Origin of the sequence: Mesorhizobium sp. WSM4887 (genome assembly GCF_029625865.1) — a bacterium.
GTDB lineage: Bacteria > Pseudomonadota > Alphaproteobacteria > Rhizobiales > Rhizobiaceae > Mesorhizobium.
This window is the reverse complement of the sequence record NZ_JARTVP010000003.1, coordinates 525,781-545,625: the sequence shown is the minus strand read 5'-3', so window position 1 is coordinate 545,625 and position 19,845 is coordinate 525,781. Positions and strand designations below refer to the sequence as shown.

Annotated in this window: 24 protein-coding genes; 15 read left to right on the top strand and 9 right to left on the bottom strand. The window is 64.3% G+C overall.

What is annotated here, in order from left to right; genetic code table 11:
- Positions 1-194: 194 nt before the first annotated feature.
- From P9230_RS16255 to P9230_RS16235, 5 genes are all read left to right on the top strand, one after another.
- Positions 195-620: a hypothetical protein gene (locus P9230_RS16255; RefSeq protein ID WP_278087058.1), complete on the top strand. Its 426-nt coding sequence runs from the start codon at positions 195-197 to the stop codon at positions 618-620.
- On the top strand, positions 595-1,080 hold the full coding sequence (locus P9230_RS16250; RefSeq protein WP_278087057.1) for a hypothetical protein: 486 nt from the start codon (positions 595-597) through the stop codon (positions 1,078-1,080). Before P9230_RS16255 ends, P9230_RS16250 begins: the two co-directional genes overlap by 26 nt.
- Positions 1,081-1,229: 149 nt before the next feature.
- Complete coding sequence (locus P9230_RS16245) at positions 1,230-2,132, top strand: ribokinase (protein WP_278119911.1); 903 nt, start codon at positions 1,230-1,232, stop codon at positions 2,130-2,132.
- A gap of 5 nt (positions 2,133-2,137) precedes the next feature.
- The gene (locus P9230_RS16240) at positions 2,138-3,589 is read left to right on the top strand and encodes an amidase (protein ID WP_278119909.1); all 1,452 of its coding nucleotides are present in this window, start codon (positions 2,138-2,140) and stop codon (positions 3,587-3,589) included.
- Between the two features lie 91 nt (positions 3,590-3,680).
- Positions 3,681-4,295: a LysE family translocator gene (locus tag P9230_RS16235; protein WP_067318869.1), complete on the top strand. Its 615-nt coding sequence runs from the start codon at positions 3,681-3,683 to the stop codon at positions 4,293-4,295.
- A 483-nt stretch (positions 4,296-4,778) separates the two neighbouring features.
- Here the strand turns inward: P9230_RS16235 and P9230_RS16230 are convergent, their stop codons facing one another.
- A complete protein-coding gene (locus P9230_RS16230) occupies positions 4,779-5,723 on the bottom strand; it encodes a nucleoside hydrolase (RefSeq protein WP_127239699.1) in 945 nt (314 codons plus the stop codon).
- A gap of 140 nt (positions 5,724-5,863) precedes the next feature.
- Here P9230_RS16230 and P9230_RS16225 point away from each other — a divergent pair, with 140 nt between their 5' ends.
- Together P9230_RS16225 and P9230_RS16220 are read left to right on the top strand one after the other, a co-directional pair.
- Entirely contained in the window at positions 5,864-6,289 is a 426-nt protein-coding gene (locus P9230_RS16225) for an Hsp20 family protein (protein ID WP_067004038.1), read from the top strand.
- Positions 6,290-6,353: 64 nt separating this feature from the next.
- The gene (locus P9230_RS16220) at positions 6,354-6,611 is read left to right on the top strand and encodes a DUF1150 family protein (protein ID WP_067318876.1); all 258 of its coding nucleotides are present in this window, start codon (positions 6,354-6,356) and stop codon (positions 6,609-6,611) included.
- A gap of 118 nt (positions 6,612-6,729) precedes the next feature.
- On the opposite strand, the gene ptsN is transcribed toward P9230_RS16220, so the two are convergent.
- From ptsN to lptC, 6 genes are all read right to left on the bottom strand, one after another.
- Positions 6,730-7,194: a PTS IIA-like nitrogen regulatory protein PtsN gene (ptsN, locus tag P9230_RS16215; protein WP_067004043.1), complete on the bottom strand. Its 465-nt coding sequence runs from the start codon at positions 7,192-7,194 to the stop codon at positions 6,730-6,732.
- 60 nt (positions 7,195-7,254) lie between these two features.
- Positions 7,255-7,839 (bottom strand): ribosome-associated translation inhibitor RaiA, encoded by a 585-nt coding sequence (gene raiA / locus P9230_RS16210; RefSeq protein ID WP_067004045.1) that lies wholly within the window; start codon positions 7,837-7,839, stop codon positions 7,255-7,257.
- 313 nt (positions 7,840-8,152) lie between these two features.
- Positions 8,153-9,682: an RNA polymerase factor sigma-54 gene (gene rpoN, locus P9230_RS16205; RefSeq protein ID WP_095823503.1), complete on the bottom strand. Its 1,530-nt coding sequence runs from the start codon at positions 9,680-9,682 to the stop codon at positions 8,153-8,155.
- 189 nt (positions 9,683-9,871) lie between these two features.
- Positions 9,872-10,690 carry an LPS export ABC transporter ATP-binding protein gene (lptB, locus tag P9230_RS16200; protein ID WP_067318880.1) on the bottom strand — a complete coding sequence of 273 codons (819 nt, stop codon included), beginning with the start codon at positions 10,688-10,690 and terminating at the stop codon, positions 9,872-9,874.
- On the bottom strand, positions 10,690-11,307 hold the full coding sequence (locus tag P9230_RS16195; RefSeq protein ID WP_067004051.1) for an LptA/OstA family protein: 618 nt from the start codon (positions 11,305-11,307) through the stop codon (positions 10,690-10,692). The genes lptB and P9230_RS16195 overlap by 1 nt, the downstream gene beginning before the upstream one ends.
- Complete coding sequence (gene lptC / locus P9230_RS16190; protein ID WP_067004053.1) at positions 11,294-12,007, bottom strand: LPS export ABC transporter periplasmic protein LptC; 714 nt, start codon at positions 12,005-12,007, stop codon at positions 11,294-11,296. The genes P9230_RS16195 and lptC overlap by 14 nt, the downstream gene beginning before the upstream one ends.
- Positions 12,008-12,313: 306 nt before the next feature.
- Between lptC and sppA the strand changes: the two genes are divergently transcribed.
- The 4 genes from sppA (at position 12,314) to P9230_RS16170 (ending at position 15,014) form a co-directional block, all read left to right on the top strand.
- Complete coding sequence (gene sppA / locus P9230_RS16185) at positions 12,314-13,267, top strand: signal peptide peptidase SppA (protein WP_278119905.1); 954 nt, start codon at positions 12,314-12,316, stop codon at positions 13,265-13,267.
- Between the two features lie 75 nt (positions 13,268-13,342).
- The gene (locus P9230_RS16180) at positions 13,343-13,627 is read left to right on the top strand and encodes an integration host factor subunit beta (RefSeq protein WP_027165368.1); all 285 of its coding nucleotides are present in this window, start codon (positions 13,343-13,345) and stop codon (positions 13,625-13,627) included.
- Between the two features lie 60 nt (positions 13,628-13,687).
- Complete coding sequence (locus tag P9230_RS16175; RefSeq protein ID WP_067004057.1) at positions 13,688-14,020, top strand: DUF1049 domain-containing protein; 333 nt, start codon at positions 13,688-13,690, stop codon at positions 14,018-14,020.
- A 22-nt stretch (positions 14,021-14,042) separates the two neighbouring features.
- Positions 14,043-15,014, top strand: coding sequence for an ornithine cyclodeaminase family protein (locus P9230_RS16170; protein WP_278119903.1), 972 nt, complete (start codon positions 14,043-14,045; stop codon positions 15,012-15,014).
- Positions 15,015-15,080: 66 nt separating this feature from the next.
- Here P9230_RS16170 and P9230_RS16165 read toward each other — a convergent pair whose 3' ends face one another.
- Positions 15,081-15,461: a VOC family protein gene (locus P9230_RS16165; RefSeq protein WP_278119901.1), complete on the bottom strand. Its 381-nt coding sequence runs from the start codon at positions 15,459-15,461 to the stop codon at positions 15,081-15,083.
- A gap of 69 nt (positions 15,462-15,530) precedes the next feature.
- A complete protein-coding gene (locus P9230_RS16160; protein ID WP_278119899.1) occupies positions 15,531-16,241 on the bottom strand; it encodes a YafY family protein in 711 nt (236 codons plus the stop codon).
- Between the two features lie 124 nt (positions 16,242-16,365).
- Between P9230_RS16160 and P9230_RS16155 the strand changes: the two genes are divergently transcribed.
- Genes P9230_RS16155 through P9230_RS16140 form a run of 4 tightly spaced genes read left to right on the top strand, consistent with a single transcriptional unit; the run spans position 16,366 to position 19,829 of the window.
- The gene (locus P9230_RS16155; RefSeq protein ID WP_278119897.1) at positions 16,366-17,424 is read left to right on the top strand and encodes a class I SAM-dependent rRNA methyltransferase; all 1,059 of its coding nucleotides are present in this window, start codon (positions 16,366-16,368) and stop codon (positions 17,422-17,424) included.
- Positions 17,425-18,285 carry an RNA methyltransferase gene (locus P9230_RS16150; protein WP_127216572.1) on the top strand — a complete coding sequence of 287 codons (861 nt, stop codon included), beginning with the start codon at positions 17,425-17,427 and terminating at the stop codon, positions 18,283-18,285.
- Between the two features lie 13 nt (positions 18,286-18,298).
- Positions 18,299-18,787 carry a signal peptidase II gene (gene lspA, locus P9230_RS16145; protein WP_067318893.1) on the top strand — a complete coding sequence of 163 codons (489 nt, stop codon included), beginning with the start codon at positions 18,299-18,301 and terminating at the stop codon, positions 18,785-18,787.
- Positions 18,788-18,839: 52 nt separating this feature from the next.
- Positions 18,840-19,829 carry an MDR family oxidoreductase gene (locus P9230_RS16140; RefSeq protein WP_278119894.1) on the top strand — a complete coding sequence of 330 codons (990 nt, stop codon included), beginning with the start codon at positions 18,840-18,842 and terminating at the stop codon, positions 19,827-19,829.
- Positions 19,830-19,845 lie beyond the last annotated feature (16 nt).

Here is a 19,845-nt window from a genome sequence, read left to right as displayed (position 1 = left end):
TACATCCGAAATATCGGGAAATGCAACCGGAGGCAACCTCAGGTTTCGCCGGTTGTATTTTTGAATTGTTTGCAGTCGTTATCTTGTTTAACGCTAAATTAACCACGATAAACGGATGATACCTCTGTATTGAGCCGCATTTGCTAAGGGCACAGATATGCGGAAAGTTCTTCGGGCATCGCAGGTTCTGACGCTTGCAGACGGGCTTCACCTTGCCCGGCGTCACCCTGCCCCAGGGCCAGGACGAGGTTCATGCTTCCGACGGCACGACCTGCCGCTCGGCCGTTTCCGGCAGCGGCGCCTATCTGGACGTCGGCGTCATCCGCGGCAACAGCAACAGCCAGTCGAACAGCGACCTCGCCACTTACGGCCGCGTGGTGGTCCCGATCGGGCGGACGCCGAAGCGCGTGGATTGCAGCCGCCTCTACGAACTCGAGGTCGAGCGCCTGCAGCTCGAATTGAAGCTGCTCAAGATGGGTCTCGGCGCCGACGGCCAGACGGGAAGCGTGGCTGCTCCCAATCCCGCGACCGCCTCCGCTGCCGCATCGACTGGATGGGCTAACGAGGGCTGGAGCATCAGAGGCACAACCGGCAATGACAAGAAAAAGAAAAAGAAATAGCCGCGCGCTGATCGCCGCGGTGGCTGCGCTTGCAAGCTACTCGCTCCCGGCTTCGGCGGCGATCATCGGCACTTGCACCATCATGATCAGCGCCTCGGGAACGATGAAATCGAACCCCGCCATCAATATCTTCGGCTCCAGGCAGGCGGGCGGGTCGAGCGCCGGCGCCACCATCACCGCGAATGCGACGCTATGCACGATCCTCAACCTGCTCGACTGCTATTCCGTCTCGGCACCGGCGCCGATTGTCTTCACGTCCGCGCCGAGCGGCGGCGACACCGACGTCACCTTCGCCACCGTCTTCCGCCTCGATGGCTCAGGCGCGGACATCCCGGGCAGTTCGCCGCAGCGGGTGACCAACGGCACTCACACCATGCAGGTCGATCTCACGGCCACGAAATCGCCGGGCATCTTCCCGGCCGGCAACTACCAGGGCACGGTGACGGTGCGCTGCGAATGATGCTGTGGGCCGGTGCGGCGCACAACCGGCTTGATCTGGCAATAGACGGTCTTTGCGGCTAGCCTCCCGCGCAAGCAACTGCGTAAATGCAAGGACTTGCGGCATCGGCCTTCGATCGAAGGCTCGCCCGCTCGTGCAGGAGGCCTTTCTTGATCATCATCGTCGGCTCGATCAACCTCGACCTGATCGCCAATGTCGACCGTTTGCCTGGACCCGGCGAGACGGTCCGCGGCTCCGGCTTTGCCACCGCTCCCGGCGGCAAAGGCGCCAACCAGGCGCTGGCCGCGGCCCGCGCAGGCGCTGAGGTGCGCATGGTCGGCGCCGTCGGCAAGGACAGCTTTGCCGCCGAAGCGCTGGCGCTGCTGAAGGCCGGCGGTGTCGATCTTTCCGGCGTCGGCGAGAGCTTCGCCTCCACCGGCACAGCGCTCATCCTGGTCGGCGCCGACGGCGAGAATGTGATCGCCGTCGTGCCGGGCGCTAACGATTCTGTACTGCCCGGCGACATCGCGAAGGCGTATCTGAAGAAGGGCGATGTCGTGCTTTTGCAGCACGAGATCCCGCTGCCCACGGTCGAAGCGGCGCTCGATGCAACCCGCGCGGCGGGTGCCGTCAGCGTGCTCAACACCGCGCCTTTCCGCCCCGAGGCGGCGGGCTTTCTCGGCAAGGCCGACTACGCCGTCGCCAACGAGACCGAGTTCGACCTCTATGGCGAGGCGCTGGCGCTCACCGGCCACGACCGGGAGGCGCGGATGCGCGACTATGCTCAAAAGACAGGCCGCGCCATCGTCGTGACGCTCGGCGGCGACGGCGTGCTGGCCGCCACTCCCGACCATTTCCTCACCGTCCCGGCACTGAAGATAACTCCGGTCGACACGGTCGGCGCCGGCGACACCTTTTGCGGCTATTTCGGCGCCGGCCTGTCGTCCGCCCTCCCGCTCGAACAGGCGCTCACGCGCGCCGCGGCGGCAGGCTCGCTCGCTTGCTTGAAGCCGGGTGCGCAGCCGGCGATTCCGCTGGCGAAGGATGTCGACGCGGCCTTGGCCGCTCGGTGACGGCGATGCGCCCGTCGACCAACCACGCCGTGCCGCCGGCCAGCGACATCTGTCGCTTGTCCGCCGTAGAGCTTACCGACGCGATCAGGCAGCGCCGTCTGTCGGCGCGCGAGGTCGTCAGCGCCTTTCTCGACCGCATCGATGCTGTGAACCCGCTGGTCAACGCCATCGTGTCGCTGCGCGAGCGCGCCGATATCCTGGCGGAAGCCGACAGGGCCGACGCCCATTTGGCACGGGGCGGCGCGGCCGGATCGCTGTTCGGCCTGCCGATCGCCATCAAGGACCTCGCCCTGACCAAGGGCTTAAGAACAACCTTCGGCTCGCCGATCTTCGCCGATTTCGTCCCGCAAGAGGACGATTTCTTCGTTGAGCGCCTGCGCAAGGCCGGCGCCATCATCATCGGCAAGACCAATGTTCCGGAATTCGGGCTGGGCTCCAACACCTACAATCCGGTCTTCGGTCCGACGCTCAATGCCTTCGATCCGACGCTCACCGCCGGCGGCTCGAGCGGCGGCGCGGCGGTGGCGCTGGCGCTCGACATGGTGCCGGTCGCCGACGGCAGCGATTTCGGCGGCTCGCTGCGCAATCCGGCGGCCTACAACAACGTCTATGGCTTCCGCCCCTCGCAAGGGCTGGTGCCGGCCGGCCCCGACATCGATGTCTTCCACGCCCAGATGGGCGTCGAAGGGCCGATGGGCCGGAATGTGCGCGACATCGCGCTGCTGCTCGATGAGCAGGCCGGCTATCATCCGCGGGCGCCATTGTCGCATGACAAGCAGGGCTCGTTTCTCGAAGGCCTGCGGGAGAAAGCCACCGGCGGCCGCATCGCCTGGCTCGGCGATTTCGGCGGCCATCTGCCGATGGAGCCAGGCATTCTCGACCTGTGCGAGACTGCCCTCGCCCGCTTCGCGGACGCCGCGTTCCACAGCGAAACGCTGGTGCCGGATGCCGACTTCGAAGCGCTCTGGCAGGCCTTTGTGACGTTGCGCCAGGCGAGCAGCGGCTGCGGACTGAAGGCGCATTGTGACGATCCGGAAAAGCGCAGGCTGCTGAAGCCGGAGGCCGTTTGGGAAGTTGAGCAGGCGATGCGCCTTACCGCGCCCCAGATCCATGCCGCCTCGGTCCGGCGCACCTCATGGCACCGCACGCTGCTGTCGCTGTTCGAGCGCTTCGACCTTATCGTGCTGCCGACCGCCCAGGTCTTCCCCTTCGAGGTCTCGACGCATTGGCCGCGCGAGATCGCCGGGCGGCCGATGGACAGCTATCACCGCTGGATGCAGGTCTCCGCCTTTGCCACGCTCGGCGGTTGTCCGGCGCTCAACGTGCCGGTCGGCTTCGACGGCAAGGGCCGGCCGATGGGAATGCAGTTGATCGGCCAGCCGCGCGGCGACCTGGCGGTCCTCCAGGCCGGCGCCGCCTATGAGGCGACGCTGCCCTGGCCGGCGGGGGCTGCCTGACGGGCTCAACCGGCTGGCGCTTGCGCCCGCGTCAACTCCGTGCATTGATCGCGCTCCGCGCCTGTCGGCGCGATCCTGTTCGAGGGAAAACATGTCGCTGGAACTCTACGCCGCCTATGTCGTCGCCTGCATCGTCATCGTCCTGGTACCCGGGCCGACGGTCACGCTGATCATCGCCAACAGCATCCGCCATGGCTCGCGCGCCGGGCTTGCCAATGTCGCCGGCACCCAGGCGGGGCTCGCCATCATGATCGCCATCGTCGGCATCGGCCTCAACACGCTGATCGCCGGCATGGGTCACTGGTTCGAATGGGTGCGGCTGATCGGTGCGGCTTACCTCATCTGGATGGGTGTGCAGATGCTCCGCGCCAAGGGAGCCCTGAACCCCGATGGATCTGCCAAGAAACCGCGCGGCGGCTTCTTCCTGCAGGGTTTCCTGGTGGCGATTTCCAATCCGAAGACGCTTGTCTTCTTCGGCGCCTTCTTCCCGCAGTTCATCGCGCCACAGGGCAATTACACGCTGCAGATCGTGGTCACGGGCCTGACCGCGATGGTCTTCGCCGCCATGTCGGATTCGACCTACGCGCTTGCCGCCGGCCGCGCCGGGCGCATGCTCTCGGCCAGCCGCGTTAAGCTGATGTCGCGGATCAGCGGCAGCTTCCTGGTCGGCGGCGGGCTCTGGCTGGCGTTCTCCAAGGCGAAATGAGAGCGAATACTCTGGTCGCAGTTATTTTTGACGCCTATTGAATAGTTGTGCTTGGCAGCACACTTCTTCAGGATGAACAAGTCAAACGTTTCCTTCCGGAATCGCTTGCTTATTTGGCAATACGAGTACAGCGACGCCGTGATCGGCGTCGCTTTCTTCTGCGCATTTGCGGCTACGAATCCATCGCCATCGTTGAGCTTCAGGCCAATCCGGTCATCGCCACTCAACGCGTGATGGGCGTGGTCGAATACGTCAGGGTGAAGCCCATCAATCCGTACGGCACGATCGGCCACAATCTATACTACACCTACGATCTGCGCCTTGATGACGACAACACACGGATATCTGTCGACGACGATGTGAGGCGACCCCCATCTTGTCGGCTCCGTCCTTCCCATCGAGCGACAGCACCACAAGCACGGTGTCGACACCTATCGGTTGCTCAACGGGTGACGACGTGTGCTCGCTTGGCCGCTTTGACAGTCAGGTGAGCCGCCCCAGCCGCTCCACCAGCAGCGCGAAGAACGCATCGTGGTCGATATCGCGCATGACCATGGCGTTCTTCTCGCGCTTGGTGACGCCCCACCAGTCGATCACCGTCATGCCCATGGTCAGCTCGGAGCTGGTCTCCACGCTGACATTGCAGCGGCGACCCTTGAACAGCTCCGGCTTGATGAGATAGGCGATCACGCACGGATCGTGCAGCGGCCCGCCGTCGGTGCCGTATTTCTCCTCATCGAAGCGCTCGAAGAACTCCAGCATCTCGGCGGTTGCGGTGCCGACCTTGGTGCCGAGCTGGCGGAAGGCCTGGATGCGCTTGGCCGAGGTCAGTGCCTTGTGGGTGACGTCGAGCGGCATCATCACGATCGGAACGCCCGACTTGAACACCAAATCCGCCGCCTGCGGGTCGACGTAGATGTTGAATTCGGCGGCAGGCGTGACGTTGCCGCCCTCGAAAAAGCCGCCGCCCATCAGCACGATCTCCTTGAGACGCGGCGCGATCCGCGGCTCGCGGATCAGCGCCAGCGCGATGTTGGTGAGCGGCCCGAGTGGGCACAACGTGATCGTGCCCGCTTCCTCGCGCATCAGCGTCTCGACAATGAAATCGACCGCGTATTGCTCCTGCAACGGCATGGTCGGCTCGGACAGCTGGGGTCCATTGAGGCCGGTCTTGCCATGCACGTCCTCGGCGGTGACCAGCTCGCGCGCCAGCGGGCGGATGGCGCCGGCATAGACCTTGACGTCGGGCCGGCCGCCGAGCTCGCAGATCTTGCGCGCATTCTTCTCCGTGAGCTTCAGCGGCACGTTGCCGGCAACGGCGGTAATGCCGACGACCTCCAGCTCGGCGCTGCCGAGCGCCAGCAATATGGCGACGGCATCGTCCTGGCCGGGATCCGTGTCGATAATGATCTTTCGTGACTGGGGCATTTCAATTCCTTTGGGGAGTCTTTTTGGGCGGGGTTTTGACGGCTTGAACTTGATCGCGCGGCGGACCATATCAAGACCATCGGGAAAAATGCCATCCGGGTTTTTCCGGTTTGTGTCGCTCTTAAGAGGACAGTGTAACAATGAGTCGAATGACGCCCTTCTCCAGCCCGCTTCTTCTGGGCTTCGACGCCATGGAAAAGACGCTCGAACGTCTGGCGAAGTCGGGCGACAGCTACCCTCCGTATAACATCGAGCGTCTGGGCGCCTCGGACGGCAAGGCGGAAAGGCTGCGCATCACGCTTGCCGTGGCGGGTTTCGCAGAGAACGACCTCGATGTCACCACCGAGGAAAACCAGCTGATCGTGCGCGGCCGTCAGACCGACGACACCGAGCGCGAGTTCCTCCACCGCGGCATCGCCGCACGCCAGTTCCAGCGCTGCTTCGTGCTGGCCGACGGCATGCGGGTGGTCGGCGCGGAATTGAAGAACGGCCTTTTGTCGATCGATCTCGACCGTCCGGAGGCCGAGCGGCTGGTACGGAAAATAAACATATCGGTGAAAGACTGATCTTTGCCGATGGCTCTAATGCGGGACGGCCGGAAGTGGCGTCCTTGCGCCAAGGAGGCTTGTAATGACCAGAATTGACGAAACCCTGACCATGACCAGCGGCGAATTCGCCCATCTCGGCGAAGGTTCGGTCGCATATCTGAGGAAAATATCGAGCGACGATTTGCGCGGCCGCTTCCCCGGCCTCGGCGAAATCGCGCCCGGGCTGGAACTGTGGGCGCTGTTTGCCGCCAACGGTCAGCCGATCCTGCTTTCCGATGCCCGTGACCGGGCCCTGGCGGGTGCGCTGGAGAACGACCTGACCACGGTCGCCATCCATTGACCCCAATCACTATTTGAATTTGGGGTCGTTGCCTGAATTGGAAAGGGCCGCTCCCGGCGGCCCCTCAAGGTTTTATCCCAAAAACCGGGTTTATCCAAAGACCAGCTTCACCCAAACTTCAGGCCGCGTGCGAGGCTTGAGTGTCCGACAGCAGCGCGTGGATCGCCACTGCGTCGCGCGTCCCCCTGATCTTGGCCACCGTATCGCCATCGCGCAGCACGCGCGCGATACGCGACAGCGCCTTAAGATGGTCGGCGCCGGCGCCTTCGGGCGCAAGCAGCAGAAACACCAGGTCGACCGGCTGGTCGTCGAGCGCCTCGAAATCGACCGGCGCCTCCAGCCGGGCAAACACGCCTGCGATCCGCTTGACCCCTGCGAGCTTGCCATGCGGAATGGCGATGCCGTTGCCGACGCCGGTGGAGCCCAGCCGCTCACGCTGCAGGATGGTGTCGAACACTTCCCGCTCCGGAATGCCTGAAATCGCCGCCGCCCTCTCCGACAGCAATTGCAGAAGCTGTTTTTTGGAATTCGCCTTCAACGCCGGCATGATAGCCGGGACGCTGATGAGATCGCTGAGATCCATGCCTGAAAAATCCCTTGCTCGCCTACCGCGCCGGTCGTCCCCCTCGCGCGGCCGGCTTTCTTATCCCTGCGCGACTTTGGTGGTCGACGGATCGATCCAGCCGATGTTTCCATCCGGCCGGCGGTAGACAATATTCACGTGGTCGTTTCCGGCGTTGCGGAAGACGAAAACCGGGCTGTCCTTGGTATCGAGTTCGATGACGGCAGACGCCACCGACATGGTGCGAAGCGTCACGGTCGATTCGGCGACGATGGCCGGAGCGAAGTTCTCCGGGATTTCCTCTTCGTCGTCGGCGAGCGGCTCCATCACGGCGTAGGCGATGTCGGTGGATTCGCCGTTGCCGTTGCTGGAATTGTGCGACTTCAGCCGGCGCTTGTAGCGCCTGAGCCGCGTTTCGAGGCGATCGGCGGCCGCCTCGAAGGCAAGCGTGGGATCCTGGGCGTCCCCGGTCGCCTGCAGCGAGGCGCCGGAATCGAGGCGGATCATGCAATCGGCCGAGAAGCGCGATCCCGCTTTGATGACCGTTACATGTCCTGAAAAACCCCGATCGAAATATTTTTCAATCGCTTCGTTGACACGATCGTTGATGCGCGTACGGAACGCATCGCCGATGTCCATGTGTTTTCCCGAAATGCGCAGATTCATCTGAAAACTGACCTTCCCTGCTCAGGCTTCAAACTGTTCCAAGTTTATACCCGTGGTGCGCGCGCACAAGCTTTGCGGCGGCACGCGCGCCGATTTTAGACCCGAACTTTCCGGTTGATCACAAGTCGCCTTCTGGCCGTCCGAGGCCTTCGCTTTGACGGAGCCATTCGCGAGGCGGGCATCACGGCCCGGCTCATGCGGGCGGGCTTCTAGACACTTCATTGCAGCTTGTCAATGAAACACGAAAACTGTGAAAAATCGCCATTCCTCAGCTCGGACCAAACTAGGTCAGGCCCGATGAATATCAACTGCCCTATCGCCCGGCGTTGGCCAGCGCCCGCTTCTCCCGGCGCCGCTGCACCGATGAAGGAATGTTCATGCCTTCCCGGTATTTGGCGACCGTGCGGCGGGCGATGTCGACGCCGCTTTCCCGCAGCATGTCGACGATAGCGTCGTCGGAAAGCACATCGGCGGGCTTTTCCTCGTCGATCAGCTGCTTGATGCGGTCACGCACGGCTTCCGACGAATGCGCTTCGCCGCCTTCCGCCGAGGCGATCGAAGCGGTGAAGAAATAGCGCAGCTCGAACACGCCGCGAGGCGTCAGCATGTATTTGTTGGCAGTGACGCGGCTCACCGTCGATTCATGCATGCCGATCGCGTCGGCCACCGTGCGCAGGTTGAGCGGCTTGAGATGCCGCACGCCATGGACGAGGAACGCGTCCTGCTGGCGCACGATTTCCGAAGCCACTTTCAGGATCGTCTTCGCCCGCTGGTCGAGGCTGCGCGTCAGCCAGTTGGCGTTCTGCAGGCATTCGGCCAGAAACTCCTTTTCCGCCTGGTCCTTGGCATGGCCGGAAACCCGGGCGAAATAGACATGATCGACCAAAACTCGCGGCAGCGTGTCGGCGTTGAGCTCCACCGCCCAGCTGCCGTCGGCAGCGGCCCGCACCTCGACGTCGGCAACGATGGCGTCGCTCGCGCCGCCCGAAAACGCGGTGCCGGGACGCGGATCGAGCGCCCGGATCTCGGCCAGCATGTCGAGAAGGTCTTCCTCGTCGACGCCGCAGATGCGTTTCAGCGTCTGGAAATCCCGCCGCGCCAGGAGTTCGAGATTAGCCACCAGGGCCTTCATCGCCGGATCGAGCCGGTCGCGTGCGGCAAGCTGCAGCGACAGGCATTCGGCGAGGTCGCGGGCAAACAGGCCGGCCGGCTCGAAGGTCTGGCAGACCGCGAGGGCTCGCGCGACCGCTCCCATGTCCGCCCCCAGCCGCGCGGCAATCTCTTCCAGATCGGCGCGCAGATAGCCCGCTTCGTCGAGGCTGTCGGCAAGCTCGCCGGCAATCAGGCGCTCGGCGGGTTTGGAGAAGGCAAGCGCGATCTGTTCGCCGACATGCTCGCGCAGCGTCACGATGGTCGCGGCCATCTCGCCGACGTCGAAGCCTTCCGACGAAGCGCTGCCGGCGCTGCCCGCGGATGCCGACTTCCACTGCGCGGTGAGATCCGGTCCGAGCTTTTCGCTGGTGCCGGGGTCGTCGGGAAACAGGTTCTCCAGCGAAGAGTCGAGCTTTTCCGAGATCGCCTCGGCGCTCCATTCCGTCTCGCTTTCGAACCAGTCGTCCCCGGCGGCGGATTCTGGAGCGGTCTCGCTCTTCTGCGGCTGGTCGCCGCCCGCATCGTCCTGCGGCTCGGCTCGCTCCAAGAGCGGATTGCGCTCGATTTCCTCGTCGATGAAGCGGTCGAGCTCGACATGGGTGAGCTGCAGCAGCCGGATCGACTGCATCAGCTGGGGCGTCATCACCAGCGACTGGGACTGTCTGAGCTGCAGTTTGGCCGCCAGCGCCATGGTTGGATTCAAACGCCTCGTCTACGCATCGAGCTGCCGTTTTTCGGTCGGGCATAGAAACTGGCCCGGCTTTTGCTTGTCAAGGAAAACGCTAGCAGAGACGGCTTACCGGAGCGTTATTCGCGGACAGAGCAGGCATAAAGCCGGAAAATTCAGCGAGAAATTGCCGCGGAACCGGAATTTTCGCGTCTAGAGCGTAAAACCCTCGCCGAGATAGAGCCGCCGCACATCGGCGTTGGCGACGATCTCGTCGGCGCGGCCATGCGTGAGCACCTGGCCGGCATGGATGATATAGGCGCGGTCGATCAGGCCGAGCGTCTCACGCACATTGTGGTCGGTGATCAGCACGCCGATGCCGCGCGCGGTCAGATGGCGGACGAGCTGCTGGATGTCGGCGACCGCGATCGGATCGATACCGGCGAAGGGCTCGTCGAGCAGCATATAGGCCGGCCGCGTCGCCAGCGCCCGCGCGATCTCGAGGCGGCGTCTTTCGCCGCCGGACAGCGACATCGACGGCGCCTTGCGCAGATGGCTGATGTGGAATTCCTCGAGCAGCTCGTCGAGCGTGCGCTCACGTTCCTTGCGGCTCTTTTCCACCACTTCCAGAACGGCGCGAATGTTCTGCTCGACGTTGAGGCCCCGGAAGATCGACGCTTCCTGCGGCAGATAGCCGATGCCGAGGCGGGCGCGCCGGTACATCGGCATCGAGGTGACGTCGAAGCCGTCGATCTCGATCGTGCCTTCGTCCACCGGCACGAGACCGGTGACCATGTAGAAACAGGTGGTCTTGCCGGCGCCGTTGGGCCCAAGCAGTCCGACGGCCTCGCCGGCCCGCACGCCGAGCGTCACGCCGCTCACCACCTTGCGGCCCTTATAGCTCTTGGTCAGGCCCTTGGCGATCAGGGTGCCCTTGAACTTTGCCTTGTCGGCGCCGATCGTCGCCGGCGCAGACGCTTTTGCGGCCGTCCGCCCCGGGAGGCGGGCCAGCAGCGACGATACGCCGACCATTAGTTGCTCGACGCTCCCTGCTGGGCCGTGCCCTTTTGGGGCGCGCCCTGCTTCTGCGGCGTAATCGACATGATAACCCGACCGCCGGTGCCGCAGCCGTCGACATTGGCAAGGCCGCTTTTCATCTGAACGGTGAGCTTGCAGCCCTTGAGCACGTTGTCGCCCTGCGAGAGCACGACTTCGCTGCCGGAAAGAACGAGCACCTGGGTCTTCATGTCGAACGTGCCCTTGTCGCCGGTGGCGATCTGGTCGTTCGATTTAATATAGACTTTGTTCTCGACCACGAGGTGGTCGATATTGGCTGCCCCGGTCATCGCCGATGCGCCCGCCGCCGCGCCCTTGGGAGCGTTTGGATCCTTGACGTAATAGACCGTCATCTTGCCGGCCTTGAGCAGCGTCGGCCCCTGATTGACGGTGACGTTGCCGCTGAAGATAGCCGCGCTGTCGGCCTGGCGGACCTCGAGCTTGTCGCTTTCGATCTGGATCGGCTGGTCGCCTGACAATTTCAGGCCGGACATCTGGCTGGTGCCGCCGGATTGGGCAAGCGCCGGCGCCGCCCCGAGCAACATGAAGAGAGAGGCCGCCGCTGCAAGCCTTGCCGAACTACTGCGACGCATTCTGCTCTCCGCCCTTTGCCTCTGCCGCCTTCAGACTTGCCGCGTCGATGTTGACGCGCACCCGGTTCTCGAAGACCACGACCTTGCCGTTTTCTTCCACCGACATCGAGTCGGCGGTGATGCGCGATCCGCCGCGGCTGACATCGACCGGATTGTCGGTCTTCATAGAGCCTTTGCCCATGTCTAGGAAGACCGATTTGAACTTGGCTTCCATGCCGTCGCTCGTCGTCACCAGGACATCGCTTGTGAGGTCCATCGTGTTGGCGTCGCGGTCGTAGATGCCATGCGCGGCGTTGACCGCCACCACATTGTCGCTCGCGACGGGCAGCTTGGCATTGATGCCCTCGAGGTCGATGATACCCTGCTTGCCGACATCCTGTGTCGCCCTGGTCGCCGTCAGCGAATAAGGCAGTTTCTGCTTGGTGAAGCCGTTGAGCTTGGGGTTGGCCATCACCAGCTTGCCGTCCGAAAACGCCGTGCCGTCGGCCTGCACCGAGATCGACACCGGCGCGGCGAGATAAGAATAGACCGGAAAGGCGATCGCAATTGCCGCCGCCAGCAGCGGCACGGCGAATTTCAACACGCGCACGCGGCGCGAATGCCGCTGCGCACGATCGAACGCATCGCCGCGCGTGCCGCTTTCGCCAGCGGCAGCCGATACCGTTTCGGCATCGCTCGTTTCGTCAGATCGCGCCAACATGACTATTTTCTAATGAGCCCTTGCCCCGCCAAACACCGCCTATAGGTGGTATGCCGGTCCCCGCAAGCAAGCACAAGCGGAGGAAAACTGCAAAAATGTGACGGCTACTACCGTACGACTAAGACGAATCCGGCTGCACTGCCAGCTCTTCATAGCAGATAGGAACGGGCTGCGTTAATTTTTCGTGAGGTCGTCGTGACCGCCGCGTTGCGCCAAGACCTGTCAGGGCCAGGGCGTCAGGAAACGGTAGCCCCGCGCGGATGGTTGCTTTAAAAGCGTCCTTTCCCACCGAATGTGAGGCTGACCATGGCAATGAGAGCCGACGACCTGATCGACCGCCGCCGCTTGCGCCGCAAGCTGACGTTCTGGCGCGTGACCGCGTTTGTAATTCTGGCGGCAGCGCTGATCGCGTTTTCGGCATGGATCTATGGTGACGATTTCACCGGTCAGGCGATCGACCACATCGCGAAGGTCAAGATTGAAGGCACCATCACCGAGGACGAGGAGCTGATCAAAAGACTGGAGACGATCCGCAAGTCCGCAACGGTGAAGGGCGTCATCCTGTCGATCGATTCGCCCGGAGGCACCACGGTCGGCGGCGAGTCGATCTATGAGGAAGTGCGCAAGCTCGCCGCCGACAAGCCGGTGGTGGCCGAGGTCGGCACGCTGGCCGCGTCCGCCGGCTATATGATCGCAAGCGCGGCCGACCACATCGTCGCCCGCAAGACCTCGATCGTCGGATCGATCGGCGTGCTGATCCAGTATCCCGACGTGAGCGGCCTGATGGACAAGCTCGGCATCAAGCTCGAGGAAGTGAAGTCCTCGCCGCTCAAGGCTGCGCCCTCGCCGTTCAAGCCGACCAATGACGACGAGCGCACCATGGTGCGCAAGCTCATCCTCGACAGCTATGACTGGTTCGTCGGCATTGTCGCCGAACGGCGCAAGATGACCCGCGAGCAGGCGCAGGCGCTGGCCGACGGTTCGGTCTTCACCGGCCGCCAGGCACTCGCCAATCACTTGGTTGATGCCGTTGGCGGCGAACCCGAGGCGATCAACTGGCTGGCGACCAAAGGCGTCGACAGCAAGCTCAAGGTCGTCGAATGGAAGGATACGGAGGGGCACGGCCTCCTGTTTTCGAGAAGCATGACCAAAGCCGTCGCCAACGCGCTCGGCCTGCCGGATGCCGGCGGCGACATCATTCACGAGCTTGGCGCCGACCGCTTGTTCCTTGACGGTCTCGTTTCGGTCTGGCACCCTTGACAACCATTGGGACGAGCCAAATAAAGCAATAAAATCATCCTGATATTTGACCGCAGTGGTTTACGGGGAACGTTCATGATCAAGTCCGAGCTTGTGCAGATCATTGCCGCGCGCAACCCCCATCTTTTCCTCCGCGACGTTGAAAACATCGTCGGCGCGATCTTTGACGAGATCACCGACGCGCTCGCCGAAGGCAACAGGGTCGAGTTGCGCGGTTTCGGTGCCTTTTCGGTGAAAAACCGTCCTGCCCGCACCGGCCGCAACCCCCGCACCGGCGAATCCGTCGAGGTCGAGGAGAAGTGGGTGCCGTTCTTCAAGACCGGCAAGGAGTTGCGCGAAAGGCTGAACGGCGGCAAATAGGCGCCGCGCCGGCAGGTCGGAAACGACGTTTCGGCGTTTAAGCCACCTCCAGGAGATTTGATGTTCAATCGCGTCATGCTCGTCGTGGTCTTCGTGCCGCTGGCCGTCATCCTGATCGCGCTTGCCGTCGCCAATCGCGGCCTCGTCGCCTTCACGCTCGACCCGTTCCACCCTGGCAATCCGGCGCTGACGCTGAATTTGCCGCTCTTCATCTTGCTGTTCCTGGCTTTGGCCATCGGCATGATCGTCGGTAGCATGGCGACCTGGGTGAAGCAGGGCCGCTACCGCAAGCTCGCGCGCCAGCGCGGGCTGGAGGCCGAGAACTTGCGCCAGGCAGTTAGCCGCGCACCCGCTGCGCCGAAAGGACCGGCGCTGCCCAAGCCGACGAACTAAACAGCGCCTTACGGAGCTTTCCATGCTGACTATTTCGGCCGCCGAGGTCGACCGCGCGCTGACCTTTTCAGGTCTGGTCGAGACACTGCGCACCGCCTTCCGCGAAGGCGCCGTGCAGCCGGTGCGCCACCATCACGCGATCGAGCGGCCGGACGGCGCCGCCTCGACGCTTTTGTTGATGCCGGCCTGGACCGACTTCGACGCCGCCGGCACCTCGGCCGGCGGCCATATCGGCGTCAAGATCGTCACCGTCTCGCCGGACAATAACGCGATCGGCAAGCCGGCGGTGATGGGCCTCTATCTGCTGCTCGACGGCGTGACCGGCGAACCCCAGGCTCTGATCGACGGCCAGCGGCTGACGCAATGGCGGACCGCCTGCGCCTCGGCGCTCGCCGCATCCTATCTCGCCCGCGAGGACGCCTCGCGGCTCTTGGTGATCGGCGCCGGCGCGCTGTCACCCTTCCTCGCCAAGGCGCATTCGGCGGTGAGGCCCGTTAAGTCGATCCGCATCTGGAACCGCACGCCGGCCAATGCCGAAAAGGTCGCGGCGGCGCTGCATGCCGAAGGCTTTCCAGCAAGCGTGGCAGGCGACCTCGAAACCGAGCTTGGCGAGGCCGACATCGTCTCGTCGGCGACGATCACGACCGCGCCGCTGATCAGGGGCGCGCTGTTGAAGCCGGGCGCCCATGTCGACCTGGTCGGCGGCTTCACGCCGCAGATGCGCGAGAGCGACGACGATGCCATTTCCCGCGCCCGCGTCTATGTCGATACCCGCGCCGGCGCCACCAAGGAGGCCGGCGACATCGTGCAGCCATTGGCTTCCGGTGTCCTGAAGCCGGAAGCGGTCATCGCCGACCTGCACGAACTGGCGCGTGGCGAGAAACAGGGCCGGCAAAGCGAGAGCGAGATCACGCTGTTCAAGTCGGTCGGCGCAGCGCTTGAAGATCTCGCCGCCGGCATCGCCGTCTACAAGGCGCTCAGCACAAGCCAGTAAGAGATAGGGTAGTGAGCAATCAGGAAGCTCACACCCCTACCGCCCCCGCCCTACCGCCCTACCGCCCTACTGCCCTGCTGCCTCGTTCGGCCAATAGACACGCAGCCGATGACCGTCGGGATCGAGCGCCACGAAGGTGCGTCCGAAATCCATGTCGGTCGGTGCCTGTGGGATTCTCAGCCCCCGTTCCGCCCAGTCCGCATGCGTGGCGTCGACCGCGGCCGCATTCTCCATCGCAAGCACGAGCTCGCCGCCCCCGCCCGCGGCGGCGGCCGCCGGTTCAACCGTGTGGCGCGACCACAAGCCGAGCTTGAAGCCGTTGTCGAGGACGAACATGGCGAAGGTGGGCGAGGCCTCTACCGGCTGGCGCCCGAGCAGCGAGGCGTAGAACGCGCCGCTCTTCTCGGGGCTGTCGACATAGAGGATGACGAAATTGGGCGTGGTCATGTCGGTCTCCAAGGTGTTTGAACCTTGGCCAAGCTAGATCATCCCACTGTCAGATTGTGGCAGCAGCGATCAGCCAGTAGGCTCCTGCGCCGTTTTCAGGGCCGATTCATCGAGCGTCGCTCGCCATTCCTTGAGCATCGCCTGGCGGCGGCGCGGATAGCGGATCTCGGTGGCTGTGAGATCGGCCATGCGGTCGGCGCGGAAATGCCGGAAATCCTGGCGCAGCTCGCACCACGCCACCATCACCCGCACCTTGTCGAAGAAGCCGAGCGCGAACGGCCAGACCATGCGCTCCGAGGCCGCGCCGCCGGCGTCGCGGTAGAGGAAGCCGAGCTTGCGCTCGCTGCGGATCGCCTGCCTGACGATGCCGAGATCGATCGCCTCGTCGCTCGCTGAATTCGGCCCGACCAGCAGCGTCGTGGCGTCGAGATCGTCACGCAGATCGTCCGGCAAGACCGCCGCTATCTTGGACAACGCATCCGCCGCCGCCGCGGCCAGCCGCTTGTCCGGCTGTTTCGCCACCCAGCGCGAGCCGAGCACGATCGCCTCGATCTCCTCGTCGGTGAACATCAGCGGCGGCAGCATGAAGCCGGGCTTCAGCACATAGCCCAGCCCCGCCTCGCCTTCGATCGGCGCGCCCTGCCCCTGCAGCGTCGCGATGTCGCGATAGAGCGTGCGGATCGACACGCCCATTTCCTCCGCAAGCGTGCGGCCGCTGACCGGCCGGCGGTGGCGGCGCAGAATCTGGATCAGGTCGAGCAGGCGTTCGGAACGGGACATGACCGGAGACTTGCCCGTTTCTTCGGGCGAGGTCCATCGCATCGCGACAGAACAGCGCCGGACCATGCGGTTGCGAAGGTCAAGGGCCTATGCCAAAAGCGGCGTGCCGTTCCGGAGATTGTTCTTGAAGTCCTTTCGCGACCGAAACCGCGACAACCGTCCGCGCCAGCCGGCGAATCCCCCCAGCCAGTCGCGGCTGCGGGAGGCGGCTTCGGCGGAGAGGTCGGAGCCGCATCATCGTCAGGAAGCAAAACCAGCGCAGCGCCCTCTTGCACGCCGCGAAGGCCCGTTGCCCGCCGAGCGCCTGCCGCTGATCCTCGAGGTTGCGCCCAACGCCGACTATGCTCTGCTGGACAGCGGCGCCGGCGAAAAACTGGAGCAGTATGGGCCCTACCGCATCGTGCGCCCCGAAGGCCAGGCTATCTGGCAGCGGGCGCTTCCCGCCAAGGAATGGCGGCGCGCCGACGCCATCTTCACCGGCGACACCGACGAGGAAGGCATCGGCCGCTGGCGTTTTCCAAAAACGCCGCTCGGCGAGACCTGGCCGATGAAGCATGACGGCATCGACTATCTCGGCCGCTTCACCTCATTCCGCCATGTCGGCGTCTTTCCCGAACAAGCCTCGCATTGGGACCACATGGCCGGCCTGATCGCCGCGGCAAAGCGCCCGATCAAGGTGCTGAACCTCTTCGGTTATACCGGCCTTGCCTCGCTGGTGGCGGCGCGCGCCGGCGCAGAGGTCACTCATGTCGACGCCTCGAAGAAGGCGATCGGATGGGCGCGCGAGAACCAGGAGAGAGCCGGCCTCTCCGACAAGCCGATCCGCTGGATCGTCGAGGACGCGGTTAAGTTCGCCGAGCGTGAGGAGCGCCGTGGCAGCCACTACGACATCGTGCTCTTCGACCCGCCCGCCTATGGCCGCGGTCCCAAGGGCGAAGTCTGGCAATTGTTCGAGGATCTGCCGGGCCTCACCGATCTCTGCCGCTCGATCCTGACGCCGAAGCCGATCGCCGTGGTGCTGACCGCATATTCGATCCGCGCCTCCTTCTTCGCCATCCATGCCTTGATGCGGGACGCCTTCGCCGGCATGGGCGGCACGGTCGAATCCGGCGAGCTGATCATCCGCGAGAAATCCGCCGGCCGCGCGCTGTCGACCTCGCTGTTCTCGCGCTGGGTGGCTTGAATGGTCCCGCATGATGGCGCCCGGCCCGTCGGGCAGGTCAAGGAAGTCACCAGCCTCGCCAATCCGCTGGTCAAAGACATCAAGGCGCTGGCGCTGAAGAAGTTTCGCGACCAGCAAAACGCCTTCATGGCGGAAGGCCTGAAGCTGGTCATCGACGCACTCGACCTCGGCTGGTCGATCAGGACGCTCGTCTTCGCCAAGGCCGGGCGCGGCAACGCGGCGATAGAAAAGGTCGCGGCGCGCACTGTCGCCGCCGGCGGCACTGTGCTCGAAGTCTCGGAAAAGGTGCTGGCGGCAATCACCCGCCGGGAAAATCCGCAAATGGTCGTAGGCGTCTTCGTCCAGCAGACGCTGCCGCTGAAGGATATCCGCGCCACGGACGGCGACGTCTGGGTCGCGCTCGACCGCGTTCGCGATCCCGGCAATCTCGGCACCGTCATCCGTACCGTCGACGCCGTCGGCGCGAGGGGCGTCATCCTGGTCGGCGACACCACCGATCCGTTTTCGCTGGAAACCGTGCGCGCCAGCATGGGCTCGATCTTTGCCGTGCCGGTCGCGAAGGCGACGGAGCAGGCTTTTCTGGCCTGGCGGCGCGACTTTCCGGGCCTCGTCGCCGGAACGCATCTGAAGGGCGCGGTCGACTACCGGTCGGTCGACTTTTCGAGAGGCCCGGTGCTGCTGTTGATGGGCAATGAGCAGCAGGGCCTGCCCGACAGCCTTGCCGACAGTTGCGACCGGCTGCTCAGGATCCCGCAGGCCGGACGCGCCGATTCTCTCAATCTGGCGGTTGCCACCGGCGTCATGCTGTTCGAAATCCGGCGTGGCGCGTTGAAGCTCGACCCCACTGCCGACTCGCGATGAGGGCTGCGAAAACGTGAAATCCTGGTCCCCTTACGCCCTGCTGGTCGTGCTCGCTATCGCACTCGACCAGTGGATAAAACAGCTGGTGGAAAACGGCCTCGCCTTCCAGGAAAAGGTCGATCTTCTGCCTTTCCTGGCGCTGTTTCGCACCTACAACACCGGCATCGCCTTCTCGATGTTCTCGTCCTTCGGCGACACCGGCCTGGTGGCCATCGCCGCGCTTGTCGTCGCCTTCGTGCTGTATCTGGCGGTGCGCACGCCCGCCGGCCACGTCCTTGCCCGGATCGGCTTCGCCCTGATCGTCGGCGGCGCGCTCGGCAATCTGATCGACCGCGCGGTCTACGGCCACGTGATCGACTATATTCTTTTCCACACGCCGGTCTGGTCCTTCGCGGTGTTCAACTTTGCCGACGCCTTCATTTCGGTCGGCGCCGCGCTGGTCGTGTTCGACGAGCTGATCGGCTGGCGGCGGGAAACCAGGTCCCAGGATCCAGGCAATTGACCAAGCGCGGCCACCGCCGCAAATTTGTTTCAAACAAAACGAGGAGACCAAAGTGTCCGATACCTTCAAAGCCATCCTCGTTTCGCGCGACGCCGAGAAGAAGCAGTCGGTCGAGATCGTCGACCTCACCGAAGCTGACCTGATGGAAGGCGATGTCACCGTCGCCGTCGAGGCGACGACGGTGAATTACAAGGATGGGCTGGCCATCACCGGCAAGGCCCCGGTCGTGCGCCGCTGGCCGCTGGTGCCCGGCATCGATTTCGCCGGCACTGTCATCGAATCTTGGCACCCCGACTGGCGCAAGGGCGACAAGGTCATCCTCAATGGCTGGGGCGTCGGCGAGACGCATTACGGCGCCTTTGCCGCCCGCGCCCGCGTCAAGGGCGACTGGCTGGTGCCGCTGCCCGACGGGATGAGCCCGCATGATGCGATGGCAGTCGGCACCGCCGGCTATACGGCAATGCTCGCCGTCATGGCGCTGGAGCGGCATGGCATCGTGCCGGATCGCGGACCGGTGGTGGTGACGGGGGCCGCCGGCGGCGTCGGCTCGGTCGCCATCTCGATCCTTTCCACCCTCGGCTACCATGTGATCGCCTCGACCGGGCGCAATGCTGAAAGCCCCTATCTGATCGACCTCGGCGCGGCTGAGGTGATCTCACGGGACGACCTCAGCCAGCCGGCCAAGCCGCTGGCCAAGGAACGCTGGGCCGGCGGCGTCGACTCGGTCGGCACCCATACACTGGCCAACGTGCTGTCGATGACGTCCTATGGCGGCGCGATCGCCGCGTGCGGCCTGGCCGGCGGCATGGACCTTCCGACGAGCGTCGCCCCCTTCATCCTGCGCGGCGTATCGCTGCTCGGCATCGATTCCGTCATGGCGCCGAAAGCGGTCCGCCTCGAGGCGTGGCGCCGCATCGGCGCCGACCTCGACCTCCAGAAACTGTCGACCCTGTCGCGCTCGATCGGCTTCGACGGCATCATCGGCGCCGCGCGCGATATTGTGGAGGGCAGGATCAGAGGCCGCGTGGTCGTCGATCTGTAGGGCGATCCCAGGAATA